General features: G+C 46.0%; 39 protein-coding genes. 33 read left to right on the top strand and 6 right to left on the bottom strand.

The annotated features are described in order from the left end of the window. The 18 genes from ssb to R7F67_RS18245 form a co-directional block, all read left to right on the top strand. Positions 1 to 330: single-stranded DNA-binding protein (gene ssb, locus R7F67_RS18160; RefSeq protein ID WP_318057303.1), on the top strand; the 330-nt coding region annotated here is incomplete at its 5' end. A gap of 3 nt (positions 331 to 333) precedes the next feature. Beyond that, complete coding sequence (locus R7F67_RS18165; RefSeq protein WP_206954367.1) at positions 334 to 633, top strand: hypothetical protein; 300 nt, start codon at positions 334 to 336, stop codon at positions 631 to 633. 56 nt (positions 634 to 689) lie between these two features. Beyond that, on the top strand, positions 690 to 2,093 hold the full coding sequence (locus R7F67_RS18170) for a hypothetical protein (RefSeq protein ID WP_206954366.1): 1,404 nt from the start codon (positions 690 to 692) through the stop codon (positions 2,091 to 2,093). Next, a complete protein-coding gene (locus R7F67_RS18175; RefSeq protein ID WP_169628928.1) occupies positions 2,090 to 2,287 on the top strand; it encodes a hypothetical protein in 198 nt (65 codons plus the stop codon). Before R7F67_RS18170 ends, R7F67_RS18175 begins: the two co-directional genes overlap by 4 nt. An 86-nt stretch (positions 2,288 to 2,373) precedes the next feature. Further along, positions 2,374 to 2,955 (top strand): hypothetical protein, encoded by a 582-nt coding sequence (locus tag R7F67_RS18180; protein ID WP_206954365.1) that lies wholly within the window; start codon positions 2,374 to 2,376, stop codon positions 2,953 to 2,955. Further along, the gene (locus R7F67_RS18185) at positions 2,955 to 3,413 is read left to right on the top strand and encodes a hypothetical protein (protein ID WP_169628926.1); all 459 of its coding nucleotides are present in this window, start codon (positions 2,955 to 2,957) and stop codon (positions 3,411 to 3,413) included. Before R7F67_RS18180 ends, R7F67_RS18185 begins: the two co-directional genes overlap by 1 nt. Before the next feature lie 4 nt (positions 3,414 to 3,417). Next, positions 3,418 to 3,918, top strand: a complete 501-nt coding sequence (locus tag R7F67_RS18190) for a hypothetical protein (RefSeq protein ID WP_206954363.1) — start codon at positions 3,418 to 3,420, stop codon at positions 3,916 to 3,918. Between the two features lie 64 nt (positions 3,919 to 3,982). Beyond that, on the top strand, positions 3,983 to 4,447 hold the full coding sequence (locus R7F67_RS18195; protein ID WP_238952809.1) for a hypothetical protein: 465 nt from the start codon (positions 3,983 to 3,985) through the stop codon (positions 4,445 to 4,447). Between the two features lie 2 nt (positions 4,448 to 4,449). Next, a complete protein-coding gene (locus R7F67_RS18200) occupies positions 4,450 to 5,178 on the top strand; it encodes a VRR-NUC domain-containing protein (protein WP_206954361.1) in 729 nt (242 codons plus the stop codon). Positions 5,179 to 5,204: 26 nt separating this feature from the next. Then, positions 5,205 to 5,903: a hypothetical protein gene (locus R7F67_RS18205; RefSeq protein WP_017634077.1), complete on the top strand. Its 699-nt coding sequence runs from the start codon at positions 5,205 to 5,207 to the stop codon at positions 5,901 to 5,903. 119 nt (positions 5,904 to 6,022) lie between these two features. After that, the gene (locus R7F67_RS18210; protein WP_169628924.1) at positions 6,023 to 6,292 is read left to right on the top strand and encodes a hypothetical protein; all 270 of its coding nucleotides are present in this window, start codon (positions 6,023 to 6,025) and stop codon (positions 6,290 to 6,292) included. Next, on the top strand, positions 6,271 to 6,594 hold the full coding sequence (locus tag R7F67_RS18215; RefSeq protein ID WP_238952810.1) for an HU family DNA-binding protein: 324 nt from the start codon (positions 6,271 to 6,273) through the stop codon (positions 6,592 to 6,594). The genes R7F67_RS18210 and R7F67_RS18215 overlap by 22 nt, the downstream gene beginning before the upstream one ends. Then, positions 6,594 to 6,890 (top strand): HU family DNA-binding protein, encoded by a 297-nt coding sequence (locus tag R7F67_RS18220; protein WP_158159308.1) that lies wholly within the window; start codon positions 6,594 to 6,596, stop codon positions 6,888 to 6,890. The genes R7F67_RS18215 and R7F67_RS18220 overlap by 1 nt, the downstream gene beginning before the upstream one ends. Then, positions 6,883 to 7,125: a hypothetical protein gene (locus tag R7F67_RS18225; protein WP_017634081.1), complete on the top strand. Its 243-nt coding sequence runs from the start codon at positions 6,883 to 6,885 to the stop codon at positions 7,123 to 7,125. The genes R7F67_RS18220 and R7F67_RS18225 overlap by 8 nt, the downstream gene beginning before the upstream one ends. Continuing rightward, the gene (locus R7F67_RS18230) at positions 7,103 to 7,741 is read left to right on the top strand and encodes a DNA N-6-adenine-methyltransferase (protein WP_025558929.1); all 639 of its coding nucleotides are present in this window, start codon (positions 7,103 to 7,105) and stop codon (positions 7,739 to 7,741) included. Before R7F67_RS18225 ends, R7F67_RS18230 begins: the two co-directional genes overlap by 23 nt. A 14-nt stretch (positions 7,742 to 7,755) precedes the next feature. Next, positions 7,756 to 8,241: a hypothetical protein gene (locus tag R7F67_RS18235; RefSeq protein ID WP_161607483.1), complete on the top strand. Its 486-nt coding sequence runs from the start codon at positions 7,756 to 7,758 to the stop codon at positions 8,239 to 8,241. After that, positions 8,234 to 8,503: a hypothetical protein gene (locus R7F67_RS18240; protein WP_206954359.1), complete on the top strand. Its 270-nt coding sequence runs from the start codon at positions 8,234 to 8,236 to the stop codon at positions 8,501 to 8,503. The genes R7F67_RS18235 and R7F67_RS18240 overlap by 8 nt, the downstream gene beginning before the upstream one ends. A gap of 240 nt (positions 8,504 to 8,743) precedes the next feature. Beyond that, positions 8,744 to 8,932: a hypothetical protein gene (locus R7F67_RS18245; RefSeq protein ID WP_206954357.1), complete on the top strand. Its 189-nt coding sequence runs from the start codon at positions 8,744 to 8,746 to the stop codon at positions 8,930 to 8,932. Between the two features lie 414 nt (positions 8,933 to 9,346). Here R7F67_RS18245 and R7F67_RS18250 read toward each other — a convergent pair whose 3' ends face one another. Next, on the bottom strand, positions 9,347 to 9,862 hold the full coding sequence (locus R7F67_RS18250) for a hypothetical protein (RefSeq protein WP_206954354.1): 516 nt from the start codon (positions 9,860 to 9,862) through the stop codon (positions 9,347 to 9,349). Continuing rightward, on the bottom strand, positions 9,859 to 10,254 hold the full coding sequence (locus R7F67_RS18255) for a hypothetical protein (protein WP_206954353.1): 396 nt from the start codon (positions 10,252 to 10,254) through the stop codon (positions 9,859 to 9,861). The genes R7F67_RS18250 and R7F67_RS18255 overlap by 4 nt, the downstream gene beginning before the upstream one ends. Positions 10,255 to 10,562: 308 nt before the next feature. Here R7F67_RS18255 and R7F67_RS18260 point away from each other — a divergent pair, with 308 nt between their 5' ends. Together R7F67_RS18260 and R7F67_RS18265 are read left to right on the top strand one after the other, a co-directional pair. Continuing rightward, positions 10,563 to 11,957 (top strand): hypothetical protein, encoded by a 1,395-nt coding sequence (locus tag R7F67_RS18260; protein WP_017634086.1) that lies wholly within the window; start codon positions 10,563 to 10,565, stop codon positions 11,955 to 11,957. Then, complete coding sequence (locus R7F67_RS18265) at positions 11,950 to 13,446, top strand: hypothetical protein (protein ID WP_017634087.1); 1,497 nt, start codon at positions 11,950 to 11,952, stop codon at positions 13,444 to 13,446. Before R7F67_RS18260 ends, R7F67_RS18265 begins: the two co-directional genes overlap by 8 nt. Positions 13,447 to 13,554: 108 nt before the next feature. Here R7F67_RS18265 and R7F67_RS18270 read toward each other — a convergent pair whose 3' ends face one another. Beyond that, positions 13,555 to 14,442: a hypothetical protein gene (locus R7F67_RS18270; RefSeq protein WP_017634088.1), complete on the bottom strand. Its 888-nt coding sequence runs from the start codon at positions 14,440 to 14,442 to the stop codon at positions 13,555 to 13,557. A gap of 1,045 nt (positions 14,443 to 15,487) precedes the next feature. Between R7F67_RS18270 and R7F67_RS18275 the strand changes: the two genes are divergently transcribed. The 13 genes from R7F67_RS18275 (at position 15,488) to R7F67_RS18330 (ending at position 20,945) form a co-directional block, all read left to right on the top strand. Beyond that, a complete protein-coding gene (locus R7F67_RS18275; protein WP_064369724.1) occupies positions 15,488 to 15,946 on the top strand; it encodes a hypothetical protein in 459 nt (152 codons plus the stop codon). Continuing rightward, positions 15,946 to 16,575 (top strand): tyrosine-type recombinase/integrase, encoded by a 630-nt coding sequence (locus R7F67_RS18280; RefSeq protein WP_054866453.1) that lies wholly within the window; start codon positions 15,946 to 15,948, stop codon positions 16,573 to 16,575. Before R7F67_RS18275 ends, R7F67_RS18280 begins: the two co-directional genes overlap by 1 nt. Positions 16,576 to 16,589: 14 nt before the next feature. Next, complete coding sequence (locus R7F67_RS18285; RefSeq protein ID WP_176311803.1) at positions 16,590 to 16,790, top strand: hypothetical protein; 201 nt, start codon at positions 16,590 to 16,592, stop codon at positions 16,788 to 16,790. A 94-nt stretch (positions 16,791 to 16,884) separates the two neighbouring features. Continuing rightward, positions 16,885 to 17,406 (top strand): Fe3+-citrate ABC transporter substrate-binding protein, encoded by a 522-nt coding sequence (locus tag R7F67_RS18290; RefSeq protein ID WP_212668980.1) that lies wholly within the window; start codon positions 16,885 to 16,887, stop codon positions 17,404 to 17,406. A gap of 118 nt (positions 17,407 to 17,524) precedes the next feature. Further along, the gene (locus R7F67_RS18295) at positions 17,525 to 17,782 is read left to right on the top strand and encodes a hypothetical protein (RefSeq protein WP_206954352.1); all 258 of its coding nucleotides are present in this window, start codon (positions 17,525 to 17,527) and stop codon (positions 17,780 to 17,782) included. Between the two features lie 67 nt (positions 17,783 to 17,849). Beyond that, positions 17,850 to 18,083 carry a hypothetical protein gene (locus R7F67_RS18300; protein ID WP_206954350.1) on the top strand — a complete coding sequence of 78 codons (234 nt, stop codon included), beginning with the start codon at positions 17,850 to 17,852 and terminating at the stop codon, positions 18,081 to 18,083. 73 nt (positions 18,084 to 18,156) lie between these two features. After that, positions 18,157 to 18,555 carry a hypothetical protein gene (locus R7F67_RS18305; RefSeq protein WP_206954348.1) on the top strand — a complete coding sequence of 133 codons (399 nt, stop codon included), beginning with the start codon at positions 18,157 to 18,159 and terminating at the stop codon, positions 18,553 to 18,555. Beyond that, positions 18,552 to 19,010: a hypothetical protein gene (locus R7F67_RS18310; RefSeq protein ID WP_206954347.1), complete on the top strand. Its 459-nt coding sequence runs from the start codon at positions 18,552 to 18,554 to the stop codon at positions 19,008 to 19,010. The genes R7F67_RS18305 and R7F67_RS18310 overlap by 4 nt, the downstream gene beginning before the upstream one ends. A gap of 194 nt (positions 19,011 to 19,204) precedes the next feature. Next, entirely contained in the window at positions 19,205 to 19,708 is a 504-nt protein-coding gene (locus tag R7F67_RS18315; protein ID WP_206954342.1) for a hypothetical protein, read from the top strand. After that, positions 19,654 to 19,890 (top strand): DUF4236 domain-containing protein, encoded by a 237-nt coding sequence (locus tag R7F67_RS25170; RefSeq protein WP_140203140.1) that lies wholly within the window; start codon positions 19,654 to 19,656, stop codon positions 19,888 to 19,890. The genes R7F67_RS18315 and R7F67_RS25170 overlap by 55 nt, the downstream gene beginning before the upstream one ends. Further along, positions 19,880 to 20,221 carry a hypothetical protein gene (locus R7F67_RS18320; protein WP_206954340.1) on the top strand — a complete coding sequence of 114 codons (342 nt, stop codon included), beginning with the start codon at positions 19,880 to 19,882 and terminating at the stop codon, positions 20,219 to 20,221. The genes R7F67_RS25170 and R7F67_RS18320 overlap by 11 nt, the downstream gene beginning before the upstream one ends. A gap of 77 nt (positions 20,222 to 20,298) precedes the next feature. Continuing rightward, complete coding sequence (locus tag R7F67_RS18325) at positions 20,299 to 20,550, top strand: hypothetical protein (RefSeq protein WP_206954339.1); 252 nt, start codon at positions 20,299 to 20,301, stop codon at positions 20,548 to 20,550. Further along, complete coding sequence (locus tag R7F67_RS18330; protein ID WP_206954337.1) at positions 20,538 to 20,945, top strand: hypothetical protein; 408 nt, start codon at positions 20,538 to 20,540, stop codon at positions 20,943 to 20,945. Before R7F67_RS18325 ends, R7F67_RS18330 begins: the two co-directional genes overlap by 13 nt. 251 nt (positions 20,946 to 21,196) lie before the next feature. On the opposite strand, the gene R7F67_RS18335 is transcribed toward R7F67_RS18330, so the two are convergent. From R7F67_RS18335 to R7F67_RS18345, 3 genes are all read right to left on the bottom strand, one after another. Beyond that, positions 21,197 to 21,691 (bottom strand): hypothetical protein, encoded by a 495-nt coding sequence (locus R7F67_RS18335; RefSeq protein ID WP_206954335.1) that lies wholly within the window; start codon positions 21,689 to 21,691, stop codon positions 21,197 to 21,199. Positions 21,692 to 21,883: 192 nt separating this feature from the next. After that, positions 21,884 to 22,306: a hypothetical protein gene (locus R7F67_RS18340; RefSeq protein ID WP_140051843.1), complete on the bottom strand. Its 423-nt coding sequence runs from the start codon at positions 22,304 to 22,306 to the stop codon at positions 21,884 to 21,886. A gap of 162 nt (positions 22,307 to 22,468) precedes the next feature. After that, complete coding sequence (locus tag R7F67_RS18345; protein ID WP_242542070.1) at positions 22,469 to 22,672, bottom strand: type II toxin-antitoxin system HigA family antitoxin; 204 nt, start codon at positions 22,670 to 22,672, stop codon at positions 22,469 to 22,471. Positions 22,673 to 22,795: the final 123 nt, after the last annotated feature.

A 22,795-nucleotide genomic window follows, 5' to 3' on the forward strand; every position in this document is an offset into this window, starting at 1 on the left:
TTCCTACGCAAAGGGTCACAAGTTTACATCGAGGGTCAATTGCAGACTCGCAAATGGAAAGACCAGCAAGGCCAAGACCGTTACAGCACAGAGGTAGTAGTTCAAGGCTTTAATGGCGTGATGCAAATGCTTGGCAATAACCGAGCTGGTGGCCAGCAACAACAAGGCGGTTGGGGTCAACCTCAACAACCACAGCATTCACCACAGCAACAGGGTGGTTGGGATCAATCTCAACAGCAATACGGCGAGCCACCAATGGACTTTGACGATGACATGCCGTTCCAGAACGAGTTCCGTCATTACAAGATGTTGAGTTACGTGGCGGCTTAAACCATGAGTAAACAAAATTTAGCGTTAGCAACTCAAGACGACTTACTGATTGTACTGCGTCGAATGACCACTAAAGCGCTTATGGAAATGCGCGAAGCGACAGGCGAAACGGACTTTACTGACACACCGAATGCTTTCTATTTCAGTAACCGCGCAATCGCGGCAGAGGTAAACGGGTGTTCGCGAGAGGTGGCCAATCTAATCCAAGAAAGTGATCTCGACTACGTTCACAAAGGTAGCGAAATACTGGTTTGGCTGGATGACTTAGAAGAACGCCTTGAGCGCTTTGCTAACCAAGAATAAGCAAACTTTAACCCTATTCCCTTATCCCAATTTTTGAGTAGTAGAGAAATTTTCCTATGAGCGATGTTTTTACTGTAGAGCTTCCGTGGGGACTTCCTGAAAATTCGCCAATTGAAATCAAAGAATTTGAGATCCCGCTTGTTGGTTTGATGCAGCACATCATCGATGACTTGCAATTCAAACTATCCCAACGCACGGCCAAGGCCGACGAGGCGCTAAAGCAAAAATATCAGGCAATGCTTGATGAACGTACCGAAATCCTTGCAGCGCGTGACCGCGCAATGGCTGGTACTGAGGTGATGCGTAAAAAGCGTAATGAGGCCGAGCAGATCGCAGCCGAGCTACGCGAAGAAAACGAGCGTCTAGGTAAGGACAACCAACGCCTAGAAGCAGAGATCAAACGCCTTACCACTGAGTTGCGTCACGCTCAACAAGAACTGGACGGCATTCCTAAGCTGGTGGAGAACAAGGTAGCCGCTGCATTGGCTAACCAAGTGGCATCATCTGGTGAACTGGAATCGCTTAATCAGCAACTTGAGAGTGTTCAAGAGCAACTACGCATTGCCGAGGATAAACGCAAAGCAACCGCCGCTAAGAACGCGACATTGGATGAGGCATACAAGGCCACTGAATCAGAGCTCACCAAGAGCAAAGAGCACATCGAAATGCTAAGTGAGCTGGTGGCGACTCAAACCGAGCAAATCAACAGCATGAGCGAGGGATTGAAGAACGCTGACGAGAACTATCACTACGTGATGCACAACATTGATGAGGTGTTGGCCTACGCAGCGATCATTGCTCACGAAAACGAAGAACTGCGCAACGACAACCTATATCTAGGTGAAGCGGTTCAATACCACGATCTTAAATCCGTTTGGAAAGGCGGTAACTGGCAAGCCTACATGCTTTGCAAGGCGACAGCGATTCAGCCTCAAGAGGGTCTAGGCAAACCGGATCAGCGTTTTGGTCTGATTTACCTAATGAACACGCATACCGGAGCTGGCCACACGGCTTACATTGGTGAAGATGGTTCCCTATGTATGTCTAAGCTGCTACACGAATCGTGCGTACTGCCACAAGAGTATTGGGAAGAATTTACCGAGGCCGCTAAGCAAGTGCCAGTAGACCAAATTGAGCGAGCTTTAGACCGTGCAGTTAAGCGCACAAAGAAAGTCGTGAGTGTGGCCAAAGTCCTCGATTTGGATTGGTGTACCCAAGTGAACCTAGTAGAGATTGCGCAGCGCTTAAGTGATTACGTGCCTCAACATGAGCTAAACCGAGCGCTAACACACATTGAACTTGCGAAAGAGCTTGCACCACGCAGCGTAAGCCTAATTAAGCGCATCAACAAACGATTCAATACAGAGTACGCGCTGCATTCCGCTGGTGGCCGTATTCCAGATTCACCAAAGAAACCAAGCAAGCCTAAACGTAACCAGAAACGAGGTAAGCGTAAGTGAGCGAGACATACAAGCCATTTTCAGCCGTGCTAGTGACGTACCAATGCGATGACGAGCAGTGTAAAGGCAATGTAGTTCGATTAGGTAAGGTGCGCGTCGATAATGAGTTTGCGCATCGATGCGAGAAATGCAGCAAAGGGTACATGCTGGAAAAGGAATACCCACACTTGGCGCACCAAAGCCACAAATACTGAGATGAATTTAAACCCGCAAGGGATACGCTCCCTTGCTTTTCCTACCCCTAATAAATTGTTTAAGCCAGAAAGCGAGAGGCATGAGCATGAACACTCAAGAACAGTTCGAAACATCCTGCGAAGTTAACACAATGATGGTCGGTTTTAATCCCGAAACAGGCGGAGTGGTTTTGATGGCTCCCTATTATTACGACCATTACCGCGCTGTGCGTGATGTGGTTCTTCAAGCAATTCCAATGCACGTAAGCAAGGTGTACGAGTATGACGAGAACGACAAAGATGCAGTACCGCCTCAAGTAGTCGTGGGAGTGGCGACCAAGATTGCTGAAACGCTACTTATGGACAGCAAGCTATTCCAATTGGCGATGAGTGCCGCTAATGAATTGGAATATGTGTACAAGGGGGAGGAAGAATTTGATCCCGAAATGCACTTGCCTTTGGTGTTAACGAACCTATCTCAACAAGCTTGCGATTACCTGACGAACGAGCTCAAAGACAACATTAAATCGGCAGATGATCGCCCTGGTGGTACGTCAGAAGAAACTAAGCAGATGCTTAGCCTTGTTATGGATATGCTTGACATGCTGAAAGTGGAAACCAAGCCGGATTCAACCGTAGAAGTTAAGAACGTTCAACGAGTTGTAGCTGACGGGGAGACTATTCACTGATGCTGAGAAAATTTACACTAGCGGCGGCCTTGCTGGCCGCTTTTCAAGCGCATTCAGCGCCAGTAGTAACCCCTGTTCGAGTTGCACCTATGCCAGTTCGTGTTGCTCCTGCGCCTGTTCGTCCGGCAACGCCAATCAAAGCATCCACCAGCACAACAAGCACGGCGGCGAATGCTGCTTTAATGATGACCGTGCCAATGATTGTTGCTAACAGTTCTGCGGCACAAACCGATTCTAGCGGCTCGCTGGTGGTCAATCCGATGTTCTTTACGGCTTGCTCGACAGAGCAGTATGAGAGCGCCTTGGTATTCCAAGAGGTGTGCAAGGTAACGAGAGGCATCAATTCATCGTATTGCCCTATCTTGTCGTTCTTTCGAGAGTGCGACCGAGTGGAGTCTGTAGAGGGCTTACAACCAATCAAACCTGAGTATAAACACGTATTTTTTAAGAGTGAGTAAAACAATGACTGAGCAACATTGCGGAACAAGACTTGTTAAAGGGCTGTCTTTTAAATTTGACGAGGAAAACAAGCGTGTTCACTTAAGTCCAAGTTTTTATTTTGACCATTTAAGAAATGTTCGTGAATCGATGAGGCGCAAGCTTGATGAACGAATGTCGGGTGCGCCAGATTCGGTGCTTAAGAGCTTTCCAAAGCTCTTTAATAGTGTATTGGCTGACGAGCGTTTGATGACATTCTCTCAAAAGTGCTCCGAAGTATTGAGTAAGCCTTGTGAGAGCCGTGAGGATGCGCGTCAACAAATGGGAAACATTGCTAGCGAGCTGGCCAATCAATGTAACAAGCAAGTGGCCAAGGTGCTAAGAGCTGAAAATGACATTTTAAAATCGAAAAACGCAAGCCTTGAGGGGCAGCCATCCCCAATTGAGCTGATAGCGATGGTGCTGGAATCGATGCGCTCAAAAGCTCGCAAAGTACATAACCCCGAAATAAGCACAATACACTAATCGAAAGATCATAACGTTAGGCCGCCTTGCCAAGCAGTGTGAGGCGGCAAAAAAGAGGTACAAAGTGGCTAACGTTAACGACTCCAATATCATTTCCCGTTTGTTATCCATTCCTGAGTGTTATCAGCTCGATTTCTTTGTTCGCAGTGCGCCAGCTATCCAAGACGACTCAACCTATTGGGACACGCTAGGAACGCTATGGAAAGCGCAAGGCTCGCACCAACATCAATGTGTGTGGTCGTCCCTGTTGACGTGCCCGAGACGCAACAAGCACAAGGTGATGAAATCGTCAGAGCGCAAGGCGTTCGCCAAGCTACCCAAGGTGATCACGGCCTACCGAGCTATCAATGACGAATCCGAAATCGAAACCGCACTTTGTTGGACGCTATCTGAGGACATTGCTAAGCGTGTTTTCTCGCAAGGTGGCTGCCGCAAAGTGGTAGCTAAGCAATTCACCAAGGACGAGGTATTTGCCTACTTTAACCGCCGTAAGGAACAAGAGATTTTAGTAACACAAGGGCTTATCTAGTTATGGCCAAGGCACCACGATTCGATCACTCTTTCCTCGCAAACCAAGTCGCTAAGCGCAAGAAGTGGAAAAGCAAAGGCCTGAAAGCTGGCCACGGTGGCGACTTCAATATCGATGCAGCACTTAACGAGATTAACCGTTCTGTTAATCACATCATCAATCCGGTATCGATAAACGTCCCTAATACCGCGCTGGTGGATAAGTCGGAACTACCAGCTTGGCTTATCCGTATTCTTGAGAAAGACAATGACGTTGCGCGCGCTGCAACACAGAAGAAAGTGGAACTGGATTCACCACACAAAACGCGCCTTGCACAAGGGATTAAGCGCCCGAAAGAGTTTAACGACACGAAACTGGCCGAACACTGGTTACAGGTGCGTTTGTTCTACACGTTAGAGACGCAGTACAAGGACATTTACCCACTGGTTTTCTCAATCCCGAACGGTGGCTATCGAACACCTAAAGCGGCTTCGATGATGAGCTATGAGGGACAAAAGAAAGGTGTGCCAGATATATTTTTTCCTATCCCGAGAGGGGTGTATCACGGGTTCTTTTTGGAGGTAAAAACGGAAAAAGGTCGCCCAAGTAAGGAACAACAGGAAAAGATAAAAATGTTCCAAAATCTAGGGTATTACGTGGTTGTGGCCAAGGGGTTTGATGAGTGCATTTGTCAAATTAATAGCTATCTCCAATTGCCAACATTTGATAACAAAACTAGACTAGCCGCATAAGTATATAAAAAGGGCTTAGTTATCTCATGTTAGCGAGTGAATATCACAGCATTGGCCAAAAGCCAGTTGATTTAGACGTGTTAGAAGCAACAAAGGTAGTCCGTAACTTCCTATGCGATTACCTTTACTATGACAAGTTGTTGCTAAGCTATGCTCCCGCAGGGGAATTTGGTAGCGCTCAAGCGTATCGCTGGCTTACTGGTGGTCATATTTGTGACTACGATGCTACTGGCGACACAATTGCACCAAGAGAGAAGATCAACTATCGAGTCATTAGAATGCTATTCGATGCTGGTCTAATCAAAGTAAAAACCAACATCCGAACGCCACATACTCGCTGCGTTATCTTTGAATGGGTTCGAGACATTAAGAAATATCGTCGTGAAATCCTCCGTACTAAAATCTTTGGCGAGAATGTTTACCTCACTAGCGCAATGATTGATGCTACAGCGGCGCAATATGGTCTGACCGTGACGTTTGTCGGTGCGAGAGGTGTCTTTGAGATATTGGATGGTAATGGCAACTCAATCCCGAACGGCCAAGCCAAGAACACCTACATATTCATGAATAGTGTTGGTGAGCCAGTAGGCCGACTACGTGATATGTCCTATTGGGAATGGGAACAATACTTATACGACACAGCGACACGCGCCAAGCTGCGCAAAACGCCTCTCAAAGTTCGTGATGGCATGCGCAGCCACTTTTCGGAGTTCAAACGAGCTTAACGCCAATCCTTGATCATCTTTCCACAAATACCGCCTATATGGGCGGTATTTTTTTGTATTAAAAACAGAAATCGTGTTCGGAATATTTACGGCGTGTTCGGAATGGTTATAATCGTCGCATGGCAGGACGTAAACCCAAAAAAGACGCCTTGACGCCTCAACAGCGCTGGAATCGTCATCTGGCCAAAATGGCTAGGTTCGACATTAAACGTCAATACTATCGCGCCAGCGCGACACAACGAGAGCAAATTAGGCGACTCCAAATAGAACTTGGCTGTAGCAGTCGAGAAGAACTGGTTCTTTACGCCATTAATCTTCTAGGCCAACAGCACGGAATTTATCTGAAAGATATTCAAGAGGACTTAGCGTGTCTAAACAAAAAGCCGTAGGTAAGCACGAACTGATCTCAGCAATGAAAAAAGAAACGGGCGCATTACGTGAAGAATGCGAGCTGGTTTTTGATGCCTTTATCGAAGAAATCTCAACTCAAACCATGATTGAGGGCAATGCTGTATTGCTTAGTGGTTTCGGTACGTTCGCACCTCGCCTTAAGAAAGCCCGAGCTGGCCGTAATCCAAAAACGGGAACACCAGCGATTGTAGCTGCGCGAGACAAGCTGACTTTTAGTGCATCGGATGTATTCCGCGATGAGCTGGCAAACAAGGTAAACGAGATCAAGGGGGCACATTAATGAGCACACGCTTAAACCGAACTGACATTGAAAGAAACATTTCTAAACGCCTTGGCTTAAAGCTTACTGGTGATGATGCAGAGCTGGTGGGCGATTGTCTGGACGCAATGATCAATCACATTCTGGTTGAGATTGCGAAAGGCCGTGAGGTGCAAATTCGAGGCTTTGGCCGTTTCCGTCACATAGAGCGTGAACGCACAACCATTAATCCGGCGACGAAAGAGCGCTTAGGTGTCAAAACCGAGCACAGCGTATTGTTCTCTGCTTACAAGGGCATGGTACGCGTCCATGAATGATAGCAAGGCAATTGGGCTACGTGTCTTTATCGGCTCTGTTCGACTACTGGCCATAACCATTGTGTTAGCGCTGGTGGCTGTTGTCGGTATTGGCACATACAGCTTTTATGGATTGGTGGTCTATCCAAAGATAGAGCGAGTGAAGATTGATTTGGACGCAGAACGTATCGAGCGCATTACGGTAGCGGCCAAGAGTGGGGAGAAGTCAGAGAATGGCGCACCTAGTCAAAAGTAAAACCGTCGAGGGCGCAAAGAACAAATGGGCGACTCGTTGGGACTGTTTCTTTGATGCTCAATTCCTCTTTCGACGTGATACCGGAAAAGAGTTTGTTTTAGACGTGGCCGCCGAGCCACAAACCGCCAAGGTAAACCGCTTCTACGTGGCTCCTGACTGGATTAACGAACAGCCGAGTGGATTCCCAAGCCTTAAACCAAAACACAAAGCAGCTCAGCTTCTAAACCCTGTTTGTGTTGGGTTCGATGGCCTACAAGGCGAATGGGAAGATGGCTGGTGGTGCAATCCTCCGTTCGACCTTAAGTTTGAGTTTCTGGAAAAGGCGCTAGAACAAGCCAGAAAAGGCCGTGACGGCATGATGCTGTTACCACATGAAGAACTCACAACGTGGTGGCTGGACTTGGTTGAGGGCTACGCCACGATGATTTACAAGCCGGATGGCCGTTACCCGTTCTATGAGACAGACGGACACACCAAAAAGCAAGGCGTGAACTTCGGCAGTGCCTTAGTGCTCTTTACCGAGAAAGGTCTACAAACACCATCCATGCGCTTTAACCGTAAGGTAGGCAGAACGCACCTTACTGGTATCTATGAGCAAATCGCAAAAGTGGCTTAAGGGAGTGAGCCGCTATGAGTATTCAATATCAGGGTCAACCAATGAGCGTGTACCGTCTCGCTCAGTTAACTGGCTATCCAATGACCTCCCTCTATCGCGCGTATCACAAAGGACTACGAACCGGAGAGGAACTACTGGCCGAGGCTACCAAGCACCTTGTGACCTACCAAGGCAAGGTAATGACCGCAAGACAGCTATGCGCCGCTACCGATACCAGTTACCGCAGAGTGCTAAGACGCCTTAAGGCTGGTGTACCCGCTGAAAAGGCCGTAAAGGACAACGTAGACCGCCGAGGAAAGAACTGCGCATCCAAGTTATCCCCTAGTGAAGTTCTACGCATCTATGAGCTGTTATTCACTAAACAGGTATGCCAACACACGTTAGCCGAGGAATACGGCGTACACCAGTCCACGATTAGCGACATATGGCGACATAAACGTTGGGGATGGCTCACTGCTCCGCTTCGATACCAGTTAGAGGGGAAAGCAAGCAATGAGTAAGACAGGAAAGACAAGAGCCTATGTATTCACGCTTAAGGTGAAGAAAGCTCGCCTAGTGACGGTGCTTAGATTCAAACATCAATGGTTAGCCTACATGGCCATCAAGCATCTGAAAAAGCGATTCTGGTTTGCTGACCTACAGTTTAGGCAAATCACGACTTTTAATGCGCTCTGGTACTTGTTTTTGATAAAGATTGGCTACTATGAAACGCTCAAGAAAGCCACCAGCAAAAAGCGACAGAAAAAATCTTTAAATGGGTAAAAGTCACAAAATGAAATACAAACTTATATTGTGATGTGTTCGGAATGAGTTTAGTATTGTTTCCATAGGACAGTGACGGATACGACTTCCTATACGGTGCGCTTGTTTAATAAGGTTGTGCAAGCGTTGTAGGGTAAAACCTACAGGCTCCCAAAGAGGGCAAAGGGTTGATCTTCGAAAGAGGGTCAGCCCTTTGTTCTATCTATCCCCTACCAAAGAACGCCTATGAGAGTAGGCACTATGAGAAAAGTTCACGAACTATTCTGGTATCGCAAACACGATCGCATCCTTAAGCGAGAGCTGGCCAAGGATAAGCTGTACACCAAAGAGCTGGATAACGCCCTACGCAAGATGATTCACGAGACAAACAATCATCTAAAGCAAACTGAAAGCGAAAAAATACTTGAACTGATAATTCCGAACAGCTAAATTTATTCATACGCGAGTTACATAGTTGCCATTGTGACGACCGTGTTTTCCTTTAAAAATCTTAGACAACTGTGCTCAAGCGCCTTTGGTTATTCCATTGGCGCTTTTTTCTTGATTTTTCGAGGTAAGTATCAATATAATTGCCTTGTTTTCGTGTGAAGCGTACAGCTTCGGCGAGTGATTCAAAGAAGGTTTGCAAAAGAGAGTTAAAGAGCTGGTAGAAATACTGGCTCTTTTTTTATATGTCGCGTTTCAACCTATTGAAAAGGCGTTTTGAGTGTCCTATATTTACCTCGCTCGCAAGAAAATGGACGTGGATACTCCAAAATATAGATGGCCAATTGATTGGTTATTGAATTACCTGTTATTGACAACTCCTCAAAATCAAAAGGCCACGGTAAAACGTGGCCTTTTTTATGTCAAAAACGTCATTTTCAGCAAGTCTATTCGGAATGACAAAGGCCGTAAAAAGCCAACTAAAATACATGCTACCGAGAAAATGAATACGCATGTGATTCGCTGGTGGCTCCCCGAAGCGAATAGATTCAAACAGTACCTATCAAATGGGGTAAAAATCGGCACTGGCTGGCGGTTTAGCACATCCCCAAGCCAATGCGAGATACAACCGCATCCAAATCCACACAGAATTGCACCTAGAATCGTGCTGGTGGCTTTTAACGCCTCAATGAGTACGAATGTATCCCCTATTGCCAAATGATAGCCATAAGCCGTTACAGCGAGCCATATTGAAAGGATGTGGGTGTAAGTTCGGTGCGGGATTCTGTCAAATTCAAGCCAGTCCGGTGCGCTCGAACCGCTTAAGCAACCAAGAAATGCCAGGATTGAATGCAGTGGTGTTGTGTCTGCCATTAAGGCGAGAGGAACGGGCGCAAAGCACAGTGCGCCCCAAGCGTGTCCAGTTCGGTTCATTCAGCTTCGCATCGAGCGCAATAGGCATAGACGATAGCACTCATCGCTATGGTTCGATTGCGGTAGTTGGTGGCCAATTTCTCAAACGTCTTTGCCACTTCGGGGTCAATCCAAGGACTGATTTGGCGTGTCCCTACTAGGTCGCCCTCGATTACTTCGGGGTGCTTTTCTGGTAGTTGGTTTGGATCGGTGTTGTTGATGGCCAACTGATACAGCTCGGTCAGGGTAATCCCGTTCTGTTCACATTGTTCGCATGCTTTTGCGTGAGCAAGGTGTGAAATTCGCACTTGAAGTAGCGCTAATCCCTTTTCCCGTTGGCGGGTTCTAAACATGGCTTGTCGTGCTTTGGTTTTGGCTTTGTGTCTGAATTTGATGCGCTCGGGTGCTTTCAAGGGGTATTCCTTTCGTCACGTAGCGCGTTGTCTTGGGTATGGGGGAAAGGTGGCTAGTGAGATAACGCAGCCAATTACTATATCGTGCCGCAGAATCAATTGTACATGAGTAGCGTTACTCACTAGCTGGCCATGATTATATGCAGAAAATCGTTACTGTAAACACTATTTAATGTCGCGTTATCAAATTTTGTCTTTAAAACCTTATTGACAATCAAATGATTGTTTTAACTGACCTCGTTCGTATTGTTGTTACCTGTTTAAACTCTGTATTATTCCGAACGTAACAAAATGAATGGGGTTTAACCGTGTCCGGCAAGATTGACTATCAGGCTCACCAACAGCAGTTTTGGGAGCAGTTAGAGAAGCAGCCGACTTTGACGCTGGCCGAGTATTGCGAAGCCAACGGATTGAAGTACGGCACCGCTAAGCGATATATAAAACGGCCAGCCAAAACGGGCGGCAAGTTCCAACCGTCCGTTATGCCAAAAATCAAAGCGAAAAAGACCAGTCAGGGCAATGACTGGCATTCCCTTTTGAAAGAATTTCTCGTGCGTGGCGCTCAAAACCCAACGCTCACGATGGCCGCTTTTGCGAAAGATAAAGGGGTGAACGGTGCGACATTGCGCCGCCAGTTTAATTCCATGCGATCGCTGCCCGAGTTTGATCGATTATTTGATCTTTACGATGAGCAATTAGCGAAATTTCAAGAAGCGAAAAACGACAAGAAGAAAAAAAGGGCTGATAAATCAAAGTCCAAAGAAGCGGGGGCAACTGCGCAAGCGCAAAGTGCGCAAGGCGATCGCGCGAAAACAGGGGGTATTGGATCACTGCGCAAGCCGCGATCAGTTGAGGGACTTTCGCAGTATTCCAGTGCTCAAGTGGGTCGCCCTGTTGTGCATGGTGGTTATGCCCGTAGTGCGGGTATTACTGGCGAAATCATGGATATTCTCATGGATACCGATCCGCTTTCGGTTTGCAACGAACTGATTATTGCCCGTTCGCAGTATTACCGAATGAATGAGACGTTAGCTAAACGCCTTAAAGAGATCGATGAAATGGAAGAAAGCGGAGACATTCCGCTCGATGACGAAAACCAGCCAGTAGACATAAACGCCATGCGTGACCGTCTCATCTTTGGCTATGGCACCAGATTGCGTGAACTGGAATTAAGTATTTCCACGATGGCCAAACAAGAGGCCAAGCGCTACATCGATTTGCGTAAACAGGAATACGCTGAATTGATGATGCCACACTTACTGCCAGCGGAAGAAACCAGCCTAGTAATAGAAATGCTTTCTCTGCGCACTAAGAACAACTGGACAGCCTTAGAGACGTGTCAGCAAATCGAGAAGTTAGGCGCACGTCCACCAGCAACGCTATTGCATGAAGCTAAGGTTGAACTAGCGAACCTAGAGCCAGAAGTAGACGACACTGGTATCAGTGAGCAAGAGCTGGATGAACTGTTTGATGACTACACGTTAGAGCAGATTGAGCAGCAAGATAACTGGCTACCTGCGCGCAAAGAAGAAGTAAACCGACGAATCAAAGAAGCCGAAGACCTAGAGAACGGCGTAGAACCTACCCTATCCCCATCCCAAATACAAAACGAAGCCGCTAAAGAGCAAGCCTATGATGACCTCGATAACGAGGGAGTGTCGGGGTTTGACGATGTAGACAGCTTCGAGGTACTTGGTGGCTAGACGAATAAAGAGCGTAACACAAGATCCCCGTTACCCTGCCCTAGTTAAGCGGTATCGCTATGACTGGAAACGCCTCGCTGTTGAGCTAGTCGGTAAGAAGCCGAGCTGGCAGCAGCGCAAAATCATTGATAGTGCTCAGCGTATTGGTGCGCGAACGACTGTCAGCTCTGGCCACGGTACAGGCAAGTCAGACATGACCAGTATCATGATCATTGCTTTCATGCTCTGCTTCCCCAATGCGCGTGTTGTGCTGGTGGCGAACAACGCGAGACAGGTACAAATCGGTGTATGGAAGTACCTAAAATCCAACTGGAACACGCTCTTACAAAAGCATGGTTGGTTACAGCAATACTTCACCATTACCGAGACAGCCTTTTTTGAAAACTCAGCAAAAGGTATCTGGCAAACCAGTGCTAAATCGTGCCGTATTGGTAACGAGGAAGCGCTAGCGGGTGAACACGCTAAACACTTGTTTGTCATTGTCGATGAGGCGTCAGGCGTCTCTGACAAGGCTTTTGGTGTGTTAGCGGGTGCATTGACCGAGAAAGATAACCGAATGCTGCTATTGAGCCAGCCAACGCGCCCTAGCGGCTATTTCTACGATACGCATCACCGATTAGCCGAGCCTAGTGGTCGATGGCGAGCCATCCGGCTTAACTCCGAGGAATCGCCGTTCGTAACCGTGGAATTTATCCTCGATAAGCGATTGGAGTATGGCGGTCGAGAGGCACCGGAATACCTGATTAAAGTACGTGGGGAGTTCCCAAGTTCCATTGCTGGCATGCTGCTTAGTCGGGATGCACTGGACAAAAGCGCAAGGCTCAATCTCGATATGCCCGATGGTTGGGGTTGGGCTGCGCTGGTGGACGTGGGTAATGGTCGTGACCGCTCGATACTCAATATCTGCAAGGTTTGGGGTCAACGCATGGAGCGCATCGTTAAGAGCGTGAAATTGCTTGAACAACCAAGCACGGTCGATCCGGTTCGGTTCGCTGACATTATCCATGCAGAGTGTAGTGAGGACTTGTACCCAAACATCACGATAGCAGTGGATAGTGACGGTGTAGGTTATGACACGGCGACTTGCTTAGAACGCTACGGACGGCGCGTACAGCGCATTCGTTGGGGTAAGAAGATGCACTCCACCAGCGACAAGCAGCGTTTCTTTAACCAGCGTGCGTATGCCAATGTTATGGCTCGGGATGCGATAAACCAAGGCCGCATGCAGATAGATAAGAACGTCAAGACGGCAGAACAAGGCAGTAAAATACCTTGTGCAATCAACGAGTCAGGCCAATGGGTAATGATGCCAAAACCTATGATGAAAGAGAAAATGAACATCCCATCACCTGACCGTTGGGATACATACTGCTTTTCTCAATTGGTAGATTATGTGCCGCACGAAATGGAAGTAACAGAGAGCATGCTAGAGTCTCGCAGTTCCGTAGAACAATGGGTACTGGAAGCGCTTGAATCGGACGATGCTTAATTCCGTTGGTGCCAACATATAAAAGTAATATGAAAAGGTGGCGATACCGCTAAATATCGCCACCAAATCACCAATCAAAGCGGAACAACAATAATTTAGCTTAAAACCTTAGTTCACTAATCCATCGAACTGCGAACGTGCTTTGCTTTCGTTCTTGCTTCTAAGCTCTTTTCTGGCTTCACGAATAGCGTCAACTTCGCTTTCTATATACATATTAGCGTTAGGGTACAGTACCGACTTAAAAGCATTCGCTTCATCGAATATCGAACGTCCCTCAGTGGTGTTGTTTGTGATTAGCACATCGTGATCTTTACAAGAGCGATGCCTAATTAGAACAAGGCCACCAGCGTTAACGTGAACCTTTTTAGCTACGCGAGAAATGCCGCCATTGTTGCCATCATAGGTATGGATAATAGCGACAATGTCATTGTGTTCTTGACCGCGCTTTCTAAACTCAACGTCTGCATTGTCTTTGAAGTATTTCAATTCATTCAATGCAGTGTTTTTATTGTTAGTGAGCTGTTCTTTCTCATCTTCTGGAAGATCGTAGGAGAGTTTACGGTCTAGGTCGCGTAGGTATGCTTCAAGTCTTTTGGCTAGACGTGCACCAGTGACTTTCTGGCTGCTAGCTGCTTTATTAATTGTGATGTTAACGCGACGGACGTTCTCAATTACGGTCGTCTCTTTAAATGAGTTAGATGAGCTGTTGAAGTATTGAGGTGCGCGCTCTAAAAGCTCTTTATTGGCTGATTTCGCGGCCTCAATATACTCAAGTAAACGAGTGGTCGGATTACCACGTTTTACTACAGCTACGATGCGATCATTGAATAGTCCACTATCTTCCTTGCCATCTATTTGTTCGGAAAAAGTCGCGCGGTGCTTCAAGGCACGTTTTAGGCGCGCATCTGCCGTTTGTTTGTTTGCAAGTAATTGATTAAGTGTTTCTATATCAATAGCTTTTAAATCTTTAATTTCAGTATTTTTTTTATTAATCATGGTGAACGGTTGCTCCAAATTACATTGGAGGATAAAGGTTACACTCCATCCCTGAGCGTACGCGAGTAACGAAAAACCCTACCTTTATCCTTGATGCGTAGCATACCGTTTTTGTGTTCGGAATTAAATAAAAAACGAACAGAAGAACGTTATAAGTGTTGCTTTTTAAGCGGAGAAGTGATCTCGAACGAAGTTTAATACGTCATCACGATTAATGGATGAATTGCATAGTGCGTTCGGATGCGATTGGATAAGATGCATCATGCAAATGTCGGTCGCGTCATCGAGGAACGAGCTGCTAAATACATCTAGGGACAGGTCACATTTATCTAGTATTTCGACTGGAATTAATTGATTCAACGTGCAGTGCATATCTATATCTCTTAAGCCAATTGACTGGATAGCCAATACGTATATAGCTCTGATTTGGAAAGAGTTTAGGGGATTCTCGCCAACCGAGCTGATGTTCGCGGAGTATTATGAGACTGTGATCTTTGATTGTCTAGATATGCAAAATAATGCAAACATATCGTTACTAGCAGTTAGGTTTTGAGAACGTGACCTATACCGCATAATAATTGAGGATATGCATGTTTGTTCGTGTCGCGTGACGGCGTAACACCGTCATTATATTGCCACAGACGGGTTATTGTCGTAGTGAGTTTCAAAAAAACCTCTTTTAGTTTCAGTTCTACACAGAACTGAAACTAACTTAACCAATGCTTTGTCGCTGGTCATCGACGCAAAAAGACATAAAATCCAATAAAAACAACAACTTATCAAATATCTAAGATTGCTTTCTAATCCTGGCATTTTGTGTGAATGAGCCTAAATATTCCATAGGAATATTAATAAAAAATGGCTTCTTGCTGGTGGTGTTTTGAGCACTATTGCGTTATTTATCAAAAGTTGATTAATTTCCCGCTTTTGGAACTCTTTGTACTTTCAATAGAAGTATTCCGAACAGGGTTGCAAAAGATATTCCGTTGGAATATATTGTGTTCCGAGCAAACACTGGCATTTTGCCAAAAAAGGATCAGCAAAAATGTTTAAAAAAAATGAATTGGTGTCGCTTTCGGATGAATGGGCGAGCAAACGCAGTGCCATCCAAGAGCGTCATCATGACCTTATTCTTATCTCTCTGGATGAGCTAATCAATGAATGTGGAGGCCAAGAGCAAGCCGCCGCTGTCATTCGCAACTTCTACGGCTTGCCTTGTGTGCAAGGCACGATCAGCAAGGCGCGAAAAGGCGCCAATGCCCTAAAGATTCGCTCTCAGCTTCGCTTTGCTATCAATACCATTAAAGAGCCTCAAAGTGTTCAAGCACAAACCAAGATGATTAACCACTTTGGCCGCCTACCTGTTCACCACGATTTTGTGTGTGTCGATGGGGAACTCGGCTTGTTCTTGGGTTTTGGCTTGCTATCTCGAACCCTACAAATTCAGGTGTTCGTTGGTGGTGAGTTTAAGACGGTTAATGCTAATGAAGTGGAGTTGATCTAATGGCTGCTTTCCCTGCGCGTGACTTAGACGAATTGGAAAAAATCATCCGTTTAATGGATGACATAAACCCGCTTATCTCGATGATGATTGAAATGGAAGTGCGTACAGGTTTACGTTATTGCGACATTTCGAAGCTAAAATTCAGCGATGTGATGATAAATGGCGTGATTAGGTCGTCATTTACCATTGTGCAGTCTAAAGGCTTCAAAGGCCGTATGACCCGAGGTAAGAGTGAAAAGGCCGCTAAAGAAGCCGCCCGAATCACCATCCACGTTAACGCCGAACTGGAAGAACTGATTAAGCGTATCTACCTACACAATGGCCATAATGAGTTGATGTTTCAATCCAATCACCACTTGGCCAAAAAGGGCAATGCGATCAGCATCCAGTACATCAACCGAGCGTATAAGCGCATAGCAATGGAGTTGAGGTTGCCATACCAGCTATCAACACACTCGATGCGAAAAATGTACGCCATGCTACTGCTTGAAAAGAAAGCCTCTTTGAAAGTGATTAAGGACGCGCTTGGTCATTCTAGTGTTGCTGTGACTGACCACTACTTAAGAACGTTCCACGATGAAGCGAAAGAGTACACAACAGGTATTTCATTAAAACCAAAGGCAGAATAAAGGGAGGGGAAATTATGTGTAAAGCTTTGATGAACGCGAACTTGCGAGTGAACGAATTTAAGCTTCGACAACAGGAACTTTCCCGAACCCCGATTCCGAATGAGCTCAAACCAAAGGTAAGAGAATTAATGAAGCAAGGGTTCAGCAAAAAGGCAATCAAGCTAGTGCTTGGTTGCAGCTATGATGACTTAAAGACTATCAATCTGTCGCATTAATTAGGAATATAAAAAACATAGTTACGCTGTAACGTTATTCATTTGGCCAAGAAAGGGCAGCAATGGCCAGTTAAATCCAACCGAAAGGAATCGCATGTTTTGTTTTTTTGAGGGTTATAGAGTGTCAGAGTGTCGTAACGCTTATGCTTATTTCGTATCTAACACAGGCTATCGATTTATCACCAAGAAAAAGACTTGCTACGCCGTTAGTGTACCTAAGCCGGAGGGTGGTTATATTCGTCGTTCTGTCGGGTTTGTTCGCATTGGTGAAAAGAAAGGACTACGCAAGGCAACCAAAATACGCAACCAAATCGGCAAGGAACTATGGGGGCGTTGTTGGGATCGCGTTCGCAAGCAATTCAACTTACTGGCGCGGTTGCCGAAAAGTCTCGACCCACGGTTAACTACCATTGATGGTAAGCAATACTATGTGGCACGGTACACCAAGTACGATGAGAACGACCAGAAGCGCGAGCATTTCATTAAGGTAAGTGTGAGCGCTCATGGGAAATTGGCGGCATGGACTCTTGCTAAGAGAAAGTTACTCAAAGCTCACAGCGATGTGATGGACGTATTGTTACACATTGAAAAGGTCAGCAGCGTACAACTTAAATAGTTTTGCTGCCGCCTACATACATTCCGAACACACCTTGTAAATCTAAACTCTATGGTTATAATCTACTCCTAATGTAAAACGTGACGTTTTAAACATACAAAAACGACGAGTTTGCATCATGGCACAGATTACACCGATTAAATTATGTGAGTTCAAACGGCTGGTGGAACATGGCCACCAGCTCAATATCGTCGCTCAGCAGCAAGCAAGCGGCGGTTTTTCTCTTATTGCCATCGATAACACTACCGATGACATAAAAGCCTACTCAGTGCGCTACACGCGCGACGATAAACCAAGAGAATGGCGATTAGACCGACTAGCAGCAATCCTTGAAGAATCCAAGGTTAGGCGGTTTGAAGTGCGCCACTTTCAGTAAACCACATACCGGCTACAGCAAAAGCCGGTATCTCGATACAAAACCACCAGCACACAGTAAAAGAAACATGAGCATTTCATTTAGCACATTCATATCTATTGCGTTTTGGATCAGCGCAATCACCATATTCATCCTATCCGCTTGGGTGCTCCACCTTGCCTTAAGCGAGAAAGTTCGCCGCATCAAAGAACGCCGCCGAGTTGAGCGTATTAACGCGCATTACCACGCTTGGGCGATGACCGTCTCAGATTCCCAATATTGGGTACTACGCCGCAATACAGAGCGTCAGCTAAACAAATAACCAACGATAACAAACCTATGGCGCTTGGTAGCGTTGATGCGCTGCCTTGCCCGAGCCAGAGAGAGCAGAAACTATGTGTATTTGGCCATTCTCGACCATCAAAAGACAACAAAGCGAAATCAAACGACTTAATGCCCTAGTGCATCAATTAAACGCTGGTACGGCAGCGAAATACTGCCAAATAATGGAAGATGAAAGCGTCGATGAGGAACTTAAACGCTCACTACTTCATAACCTTGCAGCAGCGTTCGTGGGTTACTTCAAACACAAGAAAGCGAACAACTACCAATTCCTTGATTACGTGGATAGCGCGCTCAATCAGCAATTCTCGATCGTCATCCAGAAAGAGAGCGGCCAAACACCAACAGCCACACTGATTCGCATTAAAAAGGCAGCATACGACCTAATGAATGCTACCAACGAAGAAGAAGTAGAAGCGGCAATGACAACACTAAGAGAGTTAACCAGATGAGTGATCTAATACGAGTTGTATCGGTTGGATTTCATAAGAACCAACCTTATCTATGTGAAATTCAGTGCCACAAGGACGAACAGGAACGCCCTATTGTAGATGGATTCCGTTTTCTGGATGCTTCCAAGGTCTTTAACGATGACTGGAAAGCGAACTTGCTAGCACTAATTGGCAATGATCATGCAGTAGTGTCCAGTCATGGTTGCGGCTGCTTCATTTACGAGTTCCTACGCAGCAAGGTTAAGACGCAAAACGTATTTATCCCACAAGGCGAAACAAGCCGCTTTGCTAGCGCGCGTGTGAATCTCTTATTTGAGTTGGCGGGACTGGTGGCGAGTGATACTGGCCATGATATTAAGCGCGAGCTGGTGGCCATTACGGCAAAGGCCAATGGACTGTCCATAAACCTCGCTCACTGGATGCGATCGCTCTTTCTACTGCGTTCGCGGGTTTGAAACGACTAATCCCTTTATCGGATGATGATGGTAATGAACATGATTAACTGGCCAGCGTTCTGGTTGGCCGTTGCGTTTTTCTTTGTGCTGGAATGCGTGTTCCATATGCTCAAGTTGCCCGAGTTCCCGCGCATTGTGATCGGCCTTGTTCTGGTCGTCCTCATGTCGGATTTTATATTTAAGGCGGTGTCTTGATGAACCTAATCACCAGTACAGAGAACCACTTTGCCACGGTAGCAAGTAACTCAAAGATTGATGCCATGCGTTTTGCGATGGCCTGTATTAAGCACAATCCCAAACGTCGCGTTCTGTTTGTATGTTCAGTCCAGGATAAGCACGAATATCTATCCCTGATTGAAGATTGCCTAATGGTAGAGAAAATCGTTGAACACAGTGGCGAGGTTTACCTTAAGAACGCCGACACATGTGGCCGACCATCGATCATGTTTCAACACTACCGTAGTGGTCGAGAGGAAGCGCTGGCGGGTTGGTGTCTACATAACTTTAAGATCATCGTTAACGAATCCTACTTAACCGATAAGGCCAAACAGGTGCTAATGGCCACAATAACCAATGATGATAACGCCCTGATAGTGACAGGGGCGACTGGCACCAAGAATGCAAACCACTTTGAGTACATACCATGCGAAAAACGAACATTACTTTCCGCAAGTCATTCCGAATATCTGGCCTTATAAGGGTTAACTTTGGCAAAACTGGCTTTACTAGCGTCTCAATTGGTGGGCGCTGGTTAACGCTCAATATTGGCCGTAGAGGCGTTTATGTCCAAGGGTCATTGTTTGGTACTGGTTTGGGCGCAAAACGCTGGATATGGAAGCCTACGCGCCAGAAAGAAGCACAAAAGAACTATGAGAAGTAGAACACAACTCGTCATCGATGCGCTTGAGGCTGAATACAAGCGACTTGAGAAGAAAGCAGCACGATATAGGGCGCAACAAGAAATGCCTTTGTTAGCGTTCTTTGAGCTGCGAAAGGAAATCCAAGAAAAGCTACCAACGCTTGATGCTGGAACACGCGCCTTTTCCAACTATGTGCGCCAATCCAATAAGAAACTGGCCGAACTGAAAATAGAACAAGCCAAGTACGAGAAGCGCGATATTAGCAAGGTCATACACAAAGAAGCGGTATGCCTAGAGGAAATGGCCACCATTCAAAGATTGATCGAGTTCGAGAAAATGCGAGCAATGTAAGTATGAGAGGACGACAAGCAACCATCCTGATTTGTGACGATTACGATAGCGAGCTGGCTATTTAAAGAAAGTCGTTTTTGCCCGTCAGTGTAGCCAGTGCATTAAACCAAAAGGCCGCCTTTGCTGGTGGCCTATCCGATGGCCGGAGCGGTAAGACGTATTCACGCCAAGTCATGCGCCAATACGCCAGCTTTAAGCGCGAGATACCGAGCTTAACGGCCTTTGTCGAAGCGTGTGGCCAGTTCGAACTAAAACCGTATCAGAGAGATCTTATCGAAAGGCTTGAGGCCAATCGAAACGTTAAAGGGGGATTGATATGTCTTGGTTAAGTAAACTGTTTGGCAAGCTGCGATTTTCAAACGTAGCTGCATCTATCTCAAGTATTAGCGCTGGTAGCGAAATCAGAATCAACGGCAAGGTCTATAAGGGCAACTCTATCTCGATCGATAATGATGGCCGTGTGTTTGTGGACGGCAAGCTACAAGAAGATATTAAGAGCGTGAATATCAACATCCATATCAACGGCGATGTGGGCGATATTGACGCTGGTTCGGGTAGTGTCCAATGCAATGAGGCAAGGTCAATTAACACTGGCTCGGGTAACGTGAAATGCGGAGACGTTGGCGGGGATGTTCGTACAGGTGCGGGCGATGTGGTGTGTGGTCGCGTTCGTGGCCGAGTGACCACCAGCTCCGGTAACGTATCTCAACGAGTTTGTGTTTAATTCTCCCTATCTTATATAGGTTGTAACTATCCGAGAATTGTTAATTATGATAATTGATAGGTATAAACTATTGGAAAATGATACGGAGTATCGTGATAATTAACTTGCTAACACATACTGGAACTCTTTTAGAGGGTGTTGGTGTCGGAGGTGACTCCCCTAGTCAGTGAACAGGATAATCTAATAAACAAAGACCAGACCAGATTTATATTTCCGTATGAAAGAGCGCCATTTAGGCGCTTTTTTCATATCTAACGCTTTCTATTCAGAATCGACTTGCCTTGCAGCCTTTGCGAAAGTATCCAGCTAACCCTCTTTGGCTTGCCTTTGGGTAATGTGTCGCGTCCCCACGCATCAAGCTCATACGCAGAATTGACCTTCATCTTTAATTCGCCAGTTGTTCCGTGCGGCTTCGTCAAACTAAAGAAAATCGCATAGTCATAAGCTTCCATGTAGTGATAGGACTCTCCTTTCTTGGAGAGATATGGCACTGCATAGTGTTCTATAAGGTTGTTCTGAATTAGGTTGGGCAGCTCTTTGCTTCTGGCGTAGCGCTCATGACACCAATAGCGTTGCTCCTTTTTAAAAAGCATCGCTCCATTTTCTTTTTGGTCAGTAAAGCAGTGGTTAGAGTAGCTAACGTGCAGCTTTACTTCTTGGCCATCAACCATGACATAGTGCTCAGAGCTTTGTAGGTGAGAAAGGTCGTAGAAATTGCCATCAATAGTAAAGCCTGTCCAAGTCATCTTTTATCCTTTATCTTTTTCGATTGGGACATTTTACTTTATTTTTCAAAGTGGGTTCACGTTGGGGTTTTGTTTTCCCTGACGCAATCACGCCGAAACAGAAAACCAACCCCAAATATGACTATATGATGTGATTAGGTCGTGAATCATCACTCTTAAAGGCGCATTTTGACCAACTTTTACCAGTGAGACTCACTGCACCTGCAAAGGAACGTTCAGAAATGATGCCAACTCTTGCGCCATCGACTCGTCTATAAGGTCGTGCCAATAGGTAAATCCATTGAACGTCATCGAGAAACGAAACAGCTCAGTAAAGTGGTCTGTTACCTCAAATTCTACGTTCACATCCTGCGGCGCGGTAACTGTGCCAGCTCCGTATAGATTCAGCAGCCATGTTCCTGTTAATGGGTTAGGCTTCACCAGTAGTGCCTTATGGCCACCAGCAAAGAACAGAGTAATGCGCTCGATGCCTGATTCCTTGGCCTCTCTATCTTCTTGGGCTGCCCGTTGTCTTTCTTGGGCTAGGTTGAACTTCTGCATGGTTTTCTCTAAGCGGTCAGGGCTCATATTGGTTAGCTTGTCGAGTACCTTGTCCAAATCAATCTTATCGTTCACGTTGTTTTCCTTGCTGGTGGTGTTGTTTGAGCTACACATTAACAGCAATTGGCGGGTAAAAGTAGTTGTTGAATCAATGTTATAGGGTGTAATGGTTGGGGGTGTGGATTAACGCGACTACGCTGACTAAGGAACGGCACAAGATCTCTATCTTCTATAGCCTTACTGCTCCATGCGAAACTTAATAGCTTCAATTGGATCAGGTGGAGCAATTGGATAATGAGCTTCTTCAAACGCCTCGACTAACGTTGCTAGCGCTTCCAATTCATCGCCCTCTGGCGTATTTGGTTCAGCATCGAAAATCTCAGAGATACGCGCCAGTGCAGCGCGGTTATCTTCCTCAGTTTTGATAGGTTTAATGTTCATATTCACCTCAATCTAAACGGTTGCTGCATCTACTTAGTCGTACTCAGCATGCGTATAGTCAATCATTCTTTCCCCAAAAAGGGAATTTTTTGATCCGAATAGTCAATTATTGTAGATACAAAA

This window comes from Vibrio sp. YT-17, from assembly GCF_033337375.1.
Classification (GTDB): Bacteria; Pseudomonadota; Gammaproteobacteria; order Enterobacterales; family Vibrionaceae; genus Vibrio; species Vibrio alginolyticus.

What these genes read in the sequence shown, in the direction of transcription:
- R7F67_RS18165 (WP_206954367.1), top strand. Translation starts at nt 334, where the DNA reads ATGAGTAAACAAAATTTAGCGTTAGCAACTCAAGACGACTTACTGATT.
- R7F67_RS18170 (WP_206954366.1), top strand. Translation starts at nt 690, where the DNA reads ATGAGCGATGTTTTTACTGTAGAGCTTCCGTGGGGACTTCCTGAAAAT.
- R7F67_RS18180 (WP_206954365.1), top strand. Translation starts at nt 2,374, where the DNA reads ATGAACACTCAAGAACAGTTCGAAACATCCTGCGAAGTTAACACAATG.
- R7F67_RS18185 (WP_169628926.1), top strand. Translation starts at nt 2,955, where the DNA reads ATGCTGAGAAAATTTACACTAGCGGCGGCCTTGCTGGCCGCTTTTCAA.
- R7F67_RS18190 (WP_206954363.1), top strand. Translation starts at nt 3,418, where the DNA reads ATGACTGAGCAACATTGCGGAACAAGACTTGTTAAAGGGCTGTCTTTT.
- R7F67_RS18200 (WP_206954361.1), top strand. Translation starts at nt 4,450, where the DNA reads ATGGCCAAGGCACCACGATTCGATCACTCTTTCCTCGCAAACCAAGTC.
- R7F67_RS18205 (WP_017634077.1), top strand. Translation starts at nt 5,205, where the DNA reads ATGTTAGCGAGTGAATATCACAGCATTGGCCAAAAGCCAGTTGATTTA.
- R7F67_RS18210 (WP_169628924.1), top strand. Translation starts at nt 6,023, where the DNA reads ATGGCAGGACGTAAACCCAAAAAAGACGCCTTGACGCCTCAACAGCGC.
- R7F67_RS18220 (WP_158159308.1), top strand. Translation starts at nt 6,594, where the DNA reads ATGAGCACACGCTTAAACCGAACTGACATTGAAAGAAACATTTCTAAA.
- R7F67_RS18225 (WP_017634081.1), top strand. Translation starts at nt 6,883, where the DNA reads ATGAATGATAGCAAGGCAATTGGGCTACGTGTCTTTATCGGCTCTGTT.
- R7F67_RS18230 (WP_025558929.1), top strand. Translation starts at nt 7,103, where the DNA reads ATGGCGCACCTAGTCAAAAGTAAAACCGTCGAGGGCGCAAAGAACAAA.
- R7F67_RS18235 (WP_161607483.1), top strand. Translation starts at nt 7,756, where the DNA reads ATGAGTATTCAATATCAGGGTCAACCAATGAGCGTGTACCGTCTCGCT.
- R7F67_RS18240 (WP_206954359.1), top strand. Translation starts at nt 8,234, where the DNA reads ATGAGTAAGACAGGAAAGACAAGAGCCTATGTATTCACGCTTAAGGTG.
- R7F67_RS18245 (WP_206954357.1), top strand. Translation starts at nt 8,744, where the DNA reads ATGAGAAAAGTTCACGAACTATTCTGGTATCGCAAACACGATCGCATC.
- R7F67_RS18250 (WP_206954354.1), bottom strand. Translation starts at nt 9,862, where the DNA reads ATGAACCGAACTGGACACGCTTGGGGCGCACTGTGCTTTGCGCCCGTT.
- R7F67_RS18270 (WP_017634088.1), bottom strand. Translation starts at nt 14,442, where the DNA reads ATGATTAATAAAAAAAATACTGAAATTAAAGATTTAAAAGCTATTGAT.
- R7F67_RS18275 (WP_064369724.1), top strand. Translation starts at nt 15,488, where the DNA reads ATGTTTAAAAAAAATGAATTGGTGTCGCTTTCGGATGAATGGGCGAGC.
- R7F67_RS18280 (WP_054866453.1), top strand. Translation starts at nt 15,946, where the DNA reads ATGGCTGCTTTCCCTGCGCGTGACTTAGACGAATTGGAAAAAATCATC.
- R7F67_RS18285 (WP_176311803.1), top strand. Translation starts at nt 16,590, where the DNA reads ATGTGTAAAGCTTTGATGAACGCGAACTTGCGAGTGAACGAATTTAAG.
- R7F67_RS18290 (WP_212668980.1), top strand. Translation starts at nt 16,885, where the DNA reads ATGTTTTGTTTTTTTGAGGGTTATAGAGTGTCAGAGTGTCGTAACGCT.
- R7F67_RS18295 (WP_206954352.1), top strand. Translation starts at nt 17,525, where the DNA reads ATGGCACAGATTACACCGATTAAATTATGTGAGTTCAAACGGCTGGTG.
- R7F67_RS18300 (WP_206954350.1), top strand. Translation starts at nt 17,850, where the DNA reads ATGAGCATTTCATTTAGCACATTCATATCTATTGCGTTTTGGATCAGC.
- R7F67_RS18305 (WP_206954348.1), top strand. Translation starts at nt 18,157, where the DNA reads ATGTGTATTTGGCCATTCTCGACCATCAAAAGACAACAAAGCGAAATC.
- R7F67_RS18310 (WP_206954347.1), top strand. Translation starts at nt 18,552, where the DNA reads ATGAGTGATCTAATACGAGTTGTATCGGTTGGATTTCATAAGAACCAA.
- R7F67_RS18315 (WP_206954342.1), top strand. Translation starts at nt 19,205, where the DNA reads ATGAACCTAATCACCAGTACAGAGAACCACTTTGCCACGGTAGCAAGT.
- R7F67_RS25170 (WP_140203140.1), top strand. Translation starts at nt 19,654, where the DNA reads ATGCGAAAAACGAACATTACTTTCCGCAAGTCATTCCGAATATCTGGC.
- R7F67_RS18320 (WP_206954340.1), top strand. Translation starts at nt 19,880, where the DNA reads ATGAGAAGTAGAACACAACTCGTCATCGATGCGCTTGAGGCTGAATAC.
- R7F67_RS18330 (WP_206954337.1), top strand. Translation starts at nt 20,538, where the DNA reads ATGTCTTGGTTAAGTAAACTGTTTGGCAAGCTGCGATTTTCAAACGTA.
- R7F67_RS18335 (WP_206954335.1), bottom strand. Translation starts at nt 21,691, where the DNA reads ATGACTTGGACAGGCTTTACTATTGATGGCAATTTCTACGACCTTTCT.
- R7F67_RS18345 (WP_242542070.1), bottom strand. Translation starts at nt 22,672, where the DNA reads ATGAACATTAAACCTATCAAAACTGAGGAAGATAACCGCGCTGCACTG.